The organism is Lysinibacillus parviboronicapiens (assembly GCF_003049575.1).
Taxonomy (GTDB): Bacteria; Bacillota; Bacilli; order Bacillales_A; family Planococcaceae; genus Lysinibacillus; species Lysinibacillus parviboronicapiens.
The window spans coordinates 1-8295 of record NZ_PYWI01000059.1; the positions used below are offsets into that span (position 1 = coordinate 1).

An 8295-nucleotide genomic window follows, 5' to 3' on the forward strand; every position below is an offset into this window, starting at 1 on the left:
AGATGTGTATAAGAGACAGGCGCATTATGTTGGTTTAAAACAGCAAAATAAACCAGAGAGTTTAAGAGACATTATCAATAACTTAGAAAAAGAAAATTCTGGTCAATTATTAGATTTAGTATCAAAGCTTGGGAGTTTAACTATAATTTTAGGAGATGGTTATATGAGCGAATCTAGTAAATATGGTGGTTTAACTTTTGGAGAAAACAAAGGTAATATAACGATTGAAAACAATGGTACCCTAAACCAAGGGATAGCTGGTCATTCAGATGATATTATGAATGCTTTGAAGCTACTTCACGAAGATATTCAACGCCTATCAGATGAACAACGAGATATTGCAGAAGCCAATTTTGAATTACTTCAAACTCATTTAGAAAATGGTGATAAAGAGAAAGCTAAAAAACCATTAGAGAAATTGAATGCTATATTAGGGGCTATTACTTCTATTTTAACTATCGCTTCATTCGTAGGACTTCGAATACCTATCAAATAAAAGTTTAAACAAAGATCAAAATAATATATGTGAAGTGAAGCTAATTTAGCAACTTTGAAGGATTGAGTTCGGTATTGTACCGGACTTAATCCTTTTATTTTCTCCTTACTCCATTTGTGATTGTGGTATTCAATTATTGTTCAAGGTCCCGACGAAGACGTTTTCAATTCCAGCGTTCTTGAGGCAAACCAAATAAATGGAAACGAAGCATAATGCCTCATCTCGTGTATTCCATATCAATAGCTTTCGCGCGAGAAGCTGTAGGTGTGACGACGTTGTGGCTGTTTCTGCCGAAATCAGCCCCCTTTTGATGTGTAAATTTATCAGCACGACCTCTCATGAAATGCTAAAAAAAGCCACATCTAGTTGATGTGACTCAGTAAATATTATAGAAGCTTATATGAATAAATGAATTATCACAATAGCATTGCGTAATGCTCTGTTCAATAAATAGATTTCTCTACGATTGCTGTTGGCTATTACTTTTTTGCTAATATTAAATAGTGAATTTCTTCATTTCTTTACTTAAATTATCGGCAATTGTATATAGGGTGTTTGCTTTTTCTGAAACAGTTTCGATATTTTTTAGCTGTTCATGTGCCGAAGCGGAAACTTGTTCTGTGCCAGCAGAGGTTTCTACTGCAGAAGCAGCAATGTTTTGAACAGCACTAATGATTTGCTCTTTGCGCTCATTCATCTCATCAGATAACTGTTTCACCTCTTGTGCCACTTTACTTGTTTGATCAAGAGCTGTCTTTATGGTATTAAATATTTCACTCGTATTTTCAGTAGCTTTAGCATTTTGCTCGACAATGCTTAGGCTCGTACCAATTTCCTGCACAGCACTTTTAGAAATGTCTTGAATAGCCGTGATTTTGTTTTTAATATCTTCAGTAGCATTAGAAGTCTGTTCAGATAATTTTCGAATTTCATCCGCAACAACTGCGAAACCTTTTCCTGCTTCACCTACACGAGCTGACTCTATAGATGCATTTAATGCTAATAAATTCGTTTGAGTAGAGATTTCTGTAATCGTATTAATAATACTTGATATGTCAGATGAAGTTTTATCTACTTCTTGCACGATGCTACTTACCTGTTGTGAAGACACGCGATTCTTTTCTGACCAGATAGAGAGTTGGTTAACGGTTTCCACACCTTGACTACTTAATTTATCAATATCCGCCGTCATGGACGCTATCTTTTCTGTGTGCTCAATAACACAATCAATGTTTTCAGAAAGTTGATTTAATTGTTCCGCACCTTTTTCTGTATCATTAGCCTGATCTTCTGTTGCTTTTGCTATTTCATTAATGGCTGAGCTAATTTCATCCGTTGTACGTACCGTATCATCTGAGATTTGCATTAAAATCTTTGAGGAATCTGATAACTCGAAACTGGTATTTTGTATATTAACGGTAACATCCTTTAATGCCGTCCTCATGCCTGAAATGCCTTTTGACATAAGTCCGATTTCGTCCTGTCGATTTAATAAACTCTCTAATTCTGGACTATCCGTAAAATCTAAGCTTGCGGTTTGATGAATGACGTTTTCAAGATTTTTAATAGCTGCAACAATACGACCAATAATCCACCACATTAAAGCACCTATAATTAAAAAACTTACGACGCCTATAATAATCTGATAAATTAGTACAGTATTTATTATGGATTTAATGCCGCTTTCAGGCACCCCAATGTCAATAACTCCATAAAGCTCGCCATCTTTATATATTGGCTCCATAATGTCATACGTCCATATACCTTGCACTTCAGCATACCATCTTGTAAATTGTTTCTTGCCGTTTTTAGCACCATCTATCGTGTAGTCGTCTTCATATACTTTTCCTAATTTTTCTTTGTCACTATGTGCCACCGCTTGAACATTAGTATCAATAATAATAGCATACGTTACATTATCTTGTTCTTCCTTTAGTTGCACATATTCTTGCAGAGATGAAATGGGATCGCTCTCTGCATTTAATATCATTTCCACTTGCTTTGCCATTTCAAAAACCTGTTCATGGGCTTTTTCAATTAGAACTTCTCGACTATTTTTACCAACTATCCACACACCTAATACGGCATTAAGTACAGATGACAATAACAGTAAACCTAATGTAAAAAACAATAATTTTCGCTTTATACTTTTACCTATCATCTAAATTTCCCCTTTCCAAAGCCATTATATTCATTGACACATGTTAATTCTTTATACCTAAAAAAAATAACAAATACTGATATCTATTATCTATTATTATCCATAAGAACTACCATGTCAATACAAAACAGCCGGGTTGCAATACCTAAAAATGTAAATAAAACAGAATATTATAGTCTTAATGTAACACTTATCAAAATTATAAAATAAACAATTATACCCATTTTAAAAATTATAAATAACAAAAGTTTTTCGGAATAATCCCTGCAACATTAGAAAAGATGCACCTCGTTAGATGTGATCATTGCCCCTATCATTATTGGACTGGAACATGGCTTTAATAAAGAAATCTATTTAGATACATTTAGATTCTTCTGATTATGTAGGTAATGGTTATTTTATTAGTATTAATATGTAGGGCCACTTGTAAGAACAGGGATACCCGTTTTCATCGGACAAACAGTTGATTTTACTTTTAGAGTTCTATTGAATATTACTGGTACGAAACGGATTAGTCTAGTACCATTTTAAACTTCCTGTAGCTTTGACTAAGAAATTTTGCTATAGCATTTGGATTGATCTTTTAATGGCTCAGCCAATTGCAAGACTCTCAATGAAAAAACACCATGTAAAACAGGCACATAAAAAAGTAGAACTCATATTGTCAAACTTTCGACAATATGAGTTCTTTCCATTTTTTAACTAGCGGATTATTTTACATACTTTAAATACTTTTTAACAAAAGCTACAATGTAATGTACTTCCTCTTCTGTAATGTTTAATAAAGTACATACTCTCCGTACTTTAGCCGGTGATTTTAATTGTTCACGTACTTTATCAATCCACATGTATTTACACTTACGAGGATTTACACAATCTCTTATCTGCTTGTATCGATAGTAAGCATAGCGAGCAAATGCATTCAGCATGTCCCGCTCCTCCCCTTCTCGTTGAGGATTCATGACAGCTGCTTCAATCTCTTCTGTTTCAAATGTCCATGTACCATCTGTAAATTGCATATTACCACCTCACTTCATTGATAAACTTGGTGCTTTCGTTGCTTGCAAACGTTCCTACATAAATTGCTTATAGACCATGTAGATATGATAATCTTTACTTATTAAATGTGCTGAATGTTCACTTCCTTGTGCTTACGACCAACAGCCTTGCACAGTCGGCTTTCGTAATGTTTTCACACTGCAATGGTTATTTGCCATTACTGTATCCATCAACTGTGTCGTCTAAGGTAATCGAGAATTCATGTATGCGTTCTTCCTAAATCATTTGTCATCTTCCGCACATAGTTATTAAATGCATAACAAAAAGCCACATCTGGTTAGATGTGACTCTTTATGTATTTTAATAAAGACTTTATAAATCTTAAAAAAAATACAGATACAAATATTGTAAATCATAATACATGGTCATTGATAATACATCGACATCGAATATTATTCAAACACATTGCCTATTAGCAATAGTCGCTTGTCGTCTCCTCACCTGCTAATACTATAAAAGATAAATACTAGAAAGACATCCAGTTACTACACTGCATGTCTTTGGGACCGTATTTTATGTGTTCTTTTTGCACACGTAATTATAAAACTTTTTTAATTTCGTCCTCGAAGCTTTTAGGTTTATCAGTTGAAGCAAAGCGAGATACAACTTCACCGTTTCGATTTACTAAAAACTTTGTAAAGTTCCACTTAACGCTTCTTCCTAGAAATCCCTTTGAATGCGTTGTTAAATGCTCAAAAAGTGGGTGTGCTTCTTTACCATTGACCTTTACAATTTCATGCATTGGGAATGTAACCCCATATGTTAAACGGCAGGCTTCTGCCGCCTCTGTGGCTGAATCTACCTCTTGTTTAAACTGATCTGAAGGGAATCCTAGTACCTCAAATCCTTGTGCTTGATATGTTTTGTATAATTCTTCTAAGTCCTCAAATTGTGGTGTAAACCCACATTTTGTGGCTGTATTCACAATGAGCAACGCCTTACCTTTATATTGCTCTAAACTATATTCTGAACCATCTTCTAATTTTACTTTGATATCATAAATACTCATCTTTTTTCCTCCATATCAATCAATTGAGATAATATCACGTTTAAATTTTGTAACTGTGCTCTTAAATCTCCATCAATTTCAGTTAATGCATCACAATGCGTCATTTTTTCAACGAGCTTTTCTGTAATCGATGTTTCCATCAAGCTTGCCTTCTCTGTCAACGAAATGACAACGGCTCGTTTATCAATTGAAGAAGTTTTTTTCTTGACCCAACCTTTATCAACAAGCTTATTTAATATCGGATTTAAAGTACCTATGCCTAAACTCAATTTTTCGCTAATTTGCTTTACGACAAGATTATCTTGTTCCCACAATGCGAGTAATACCAAATACTGCGGGTAAGTCAAATCAAATGGTTCCAATACTTGGCGATACAATTTTGTAAATTGATTAGCGGCTGTATAAACCGCGAAACATAACTGATTCTCTAGTAATAATGCTTTAATGTTTAAACTCACCTCCCTAAATATATCGTATACGATCATTTTATATCGTACACGATGTATTTTCAAGAGATAGCTCCTTCATTTTATAAAAAAAAGAAGTAACCTTTTGGCTACTCCATCGACATCATAAAAATATTGTGCTTATTTTTGTACTGGATCTACCTTTATTTATTTTAAATTGGCCAGTCGCAGGCAAAGAACTATACAAACATACCTAACTCCACATAATAATAGTAGTGTAAAGCTAATCTAGCTTTGCACCTCCGAAACTTGTTACTAGGGTCACTTTCACCCAAGTGACCCTTTTTTTATCTTTTGTTAAACATATGTAACTATTTTAACGTTTAAATTTTTTTACTAAAATTAATTCATTGTTTATGATTAACACCGTCTCTCATTTTTACATCTATACATATTATAGATTGTAGAAAGGAGGGAGATATTATGGGAAATGAAGGTTATGGCAACAGCTACGGCGGTTCATCATTCGTTTTAATCGTTGTGCTATTTATTCTGCTAATTATTGTTGGCGCAAGTTTCATCTATTAACGTAAACCTCTTTTACTAGCCATCACGTATTAGTAATCTGGTTTGCCGATTAATGATAGATTTTAAGGGTCACTTTCTATAAGTGACCCTTTTCATATTTTCTTGCCAATCAGAACCACCAACTGGTAAGAACTAAACATTAATTATTGCACCAACCCATTGGACAATCTTCCCCTTTGCAAATATTAAGTTGTCGATTGACCTAACCTGACAATTTTTTAGCCTGAATCATTCGACAACCAACAATTTTATATAGCTTTTACTGCTTAGTTACAGTGTTTGTATAAACATTTATTTAAAATCTATTTCTCGGGCAATAAACTATACAAAGATAGCAATTACATCATAGTAATAGTAGTGTAAAGCTAAATTAGCCTTACATCCCTGATTTGTTGGTTTGGGTCACTTTAGATAGGAAAGTGACCCTTTTCATATTTCCTTCTCATGTGGTCTATCTATCAGTTTAAGCGTTCTATCCGTCAGTTCGAGGATTCTATCCATCAGTTTAAGTGTTCTATCCATCATTTCGAGGATTCTATCCGTCTATCGGCATATAAGCATGTGCATCGAGTTTGCTTGCACAAAATTCCATAGTCGCTAAATGCCTTTTATTTCTTCACTTTTGAAAGCGTCATCCCATCACCGATTGGAACTATCACAGATTCTAGTTGAGGATGATTGGCGACAATTTCATTGAATTTTTTCATTATTTCAGTATATCGTTTTGGTTGAACATTGGAGTCTGCGACACTACCGTTAGCAAGTACATTATCAGTCACTATCAAGGCCCCCGGATTTGCAAGTCGAATACAGCAATTTAAATAATTTTCATAATTATCTTTATCCGCATCGATAAAGAATAAATCAAATTGCTGATTTTCCTTAATTAGTTTTTCAAGACTCTGTAAAGCTGGCCCATTTAGATATGATACTTGATTGGCAAAACCGGCTTTCGATAAATTGTTGTATGCAAGCTGTGCATATCTCTCTTCTAATTCAAGAGAAGTTAATTTCCCATCGCTACCAAACCCTCTAGCAAGACATATTCCGCTATAACCTCCAAGAGCGCCTATTTCAAGTATATTTTTAGCCCCTGAAATTGATGTAAGCATCGTTAATAGTTTTCCAGAGGATGGAGACACCGAGATAGAGGGCATCCCGTTTGCTTCAATGGACGCTATAACATCTTCTAAAAGGATATCTTGATTTTGAAATAATGAATCGATATAACGATTAATTTGTTTCATTAATTTTAGTATCCTCCATACCATTTTCTAATGACTTTTCATTGTTCAACTCAGAATCTGTCACTACATTTTCATCGGACGTATCCATTGCTTCACTTTCATGTATTTCGAATAATTGCGTAAATTCGTTGATAATCATATCAATTGCTTTTAATTCACCAACTAAAATCGCTTGAATAGATTGAAACTCCGGTAACTCTAATTGTTGCTTAATAGTCGAACGCTTCAGATTCATCATTTCTAAAAAGGCAATTGCTCTCCCTCTGCGAAAGGTTTTCGGTCCACGTTGATGCGAACCTTCTCGTCCTTTGTGTCGCCCACCTCGTTGATGTGAGCCTTCTCTTCCCTCATGTCGCTCACCACGTTTAAATTCCTTAAATCTTTCATCTCTCAAAATAAACTCCTCCTTTGTATACATATGTATACACTTTATCACATTCGTATTGTATACAAACATATACATATTGTCAAATTCAAAAATGTAGCTACCACATAATTTTTTTGTCACCAAAGTTATATTGCGTCACCAAAATACTACATTCACCCTCCAATGAGTCAAATAATAAGCAAAAATGACCTAAATAGCTCTTTGCTATCTTGGTCATTTTTTAATTTAATTATCGTTTGTATGGTTGAGTAACTGATATTTTATAAAGTTCGTTTTACCATCGAAATAAGCAAATCGAGTGCATCACCATCACTCATGCGGTCTACTCGATCGCTATGATCGATTTTTAAAATCCCTCTTGTTTTAGCTTCTTTAAATAGTGCTTTTAAATCCTCTTTTGCTGTACTTGTAATTGACATGTTATCTTTCTCCTTTGTTGCGGTTGTTATTTCCGGGTTCGTAGATTTTAACTGCTTTTTGCGCAGCACCTCGGGATAAATACGATGTAGACCATTTCTGTGGTCAATCGTAATGGTTTTTTACCCGCTCCTTTGCCCCGCTAAACGTATACAGTGAAAATTCAATCAGTGCTCTTCTGATTGGTAGTTGAACCAATCGGGCTTCTACGATCAGTTAATTCTCTACCGTGAGCGTCTTACTGACCGTTATTGCGGGATACAGTGAAACTCCAATCAGTGCTCTTTTGATTGGTAGTTGAACCAATCGGGCTTTTACGGTCAGTTGGTCGTCCATAGGTGATGCCTTACTGACCGTTAATCGGGATACAGTGAAACTCCAATCAGTGCTCTTCTGATTGGTAGTTGAACCAATCGGGCTTTTACGGTCAGTTATTTCTCCACCTTAGCGTCTTACTGACCGTTATTGCGGGATACAGTGAAACTCCTGTCTCTTATACACATCTGACGCTGCCGACGAGCGA

Annotated in this window: 9 protein-coding genes and 1 pseudogene; 2 read left to right on the plus strand and 8 right to left on the minus strand. The window is 34.9% G+C overall.

Annotation, left to right across the window (positions count from 1 at the left end):
• A partial coding sequence (locus tag C9J35_RS25205; RefSeq protein ID WP_167396046.1) for a hypothetical protein occupies nucleotides 1-496 on the plus strand: 496 nt, incomplete at its 5' end.
• A gap of 47 nt (nucleotides 497-543) precedes the next feature.
• Here the strand turns inward: C9J35_RS25205 and C9J35_RS24435 are convergent.
• From C9J35_RS24435 to C9J35_RS22540, 5 genes and pseudogenes are all read right to left on the minus strand, one after another.
• Nucleotides 544-636 (minus strand): annotated as a pseudogene (locus C9J35_RS24435) (IS3 family transposase); the annotation flags it as partial.
• Between the two features lie 356 nt (nucleotides 637-992).
• Nucleotides 993-2657, minus strand: a complete 1665-nt coding sequence (locus tag C9J35_RS22525; protein ID WP_107927067.1) for a methyl-accepting chemotaxis protein — start codon at nucleotides 2655-2657, stop codon at nucleotides 993-995.
• 710 nt (nucleotides 2658-3367) lie between these two features.
• Nucleotides 3368-3676 (minus strand): hypothetical protein, encoded by a 309-nt coding sequence (locus C9J35_RS22530; RefSeq protein WP_054770006.1) that lies wholly within the window; start codon nucleotides 3674-3676, stop codon nucleotides 3368-3370.
• Nucleotides 3677-4254: 578 nt separating this feature from the next.
• A complete protein-coding gene (locus C9J35_RS22535; protein WP_107927069.1) occupies nucleotides 4255-4725 on the minus strand; it encodes a glutathione peroxidase in 471 nt (156 codons plus the stop codon).
• Nucleotides 4722-5237, minus strand: a complete 516-nt coding sequence (locus C9J35_RS22540; RefSeq protein ID WP_107927071.1) for a MarR family winged helix-turn-helix transcriptional regulator — start codon at nucleotides 5235-5237, stop codon at nucleotides 4722-4724. The genes C9J35_RS22535 and C9J35_RS22540 overlap by 4 nt, the downstream gene beginning before the upstream one ends.
• A gap of 378 nt (nucleotides 5238-5615) precedes the next feature.
• Here C9J35_RS22540 and C9J35_RS22545 point away from each other — a divergent pair, with 378 nt between their 5' ends.
• Nucleotides 5616-5720 (plus strand): YjcZ family sporulation protein, encoded by a 105-nt coding sequence (locus C9J35_RS22545; RefSeq protein WP_107927074.1) that lies wholly within the window; start codon nucleotides 5616-5618, stop codon nucleotides 5718-5720.
• Nucleotides 5721-6328: 608 nt separating this feature from the next.
• Here the strand turns inward: C9J35_RS22545 and C9J35_RS22550 are convergent.
• The 3 genes from C9J35_RS22550 to C9J35_RS23850 all read right to left on the minus strand — a co-directional run bounded on the left by C9J35_RS22550 (nucleotide 6329) and on the right by C9J35_RS23850 (nucleotide 7774).
• Nucleotides 6329-6967 carry an O-methyltransferase gene (locus tag C9J35_RS22550; protein WP_107927076.1) on the minus strand — a complete coding sequence of 213 codons (639 nt, stop codon included), beginning with the start codon at nucleotides 6965-6967 and terminating at the stop codon, nucleotides 6329-6331.
• The gene (locus C9J35_RS22555) at nucleotides 6954-7361 is read right to left on the minus strand and encodes a hypothetical protein (protein WP_054770008.1); all 408 of its coding nucleotides are present in this window, start codon (nucleotides 7359-7361) and stop codon (nucleotides 6954-6956) included. The genes C9J35_RS22550 and C9J35_RS22555 overlap by 14 nt, the downstream gene beginning before the upstream one ends.
• A gap of 254 nt (nucleotides 7362-7615) precedes the next feature.
• Entirely contained in the window at nucleotides 7616-7774 is a 159-nt protein-coding gene (locus C9J35_RS23850; RefSeq protein WP_167396047.1) for a hypothetical protein, read from the minus strand.
• Nucleotides 7775-8295: the final 521 nt, after the last annotated feature.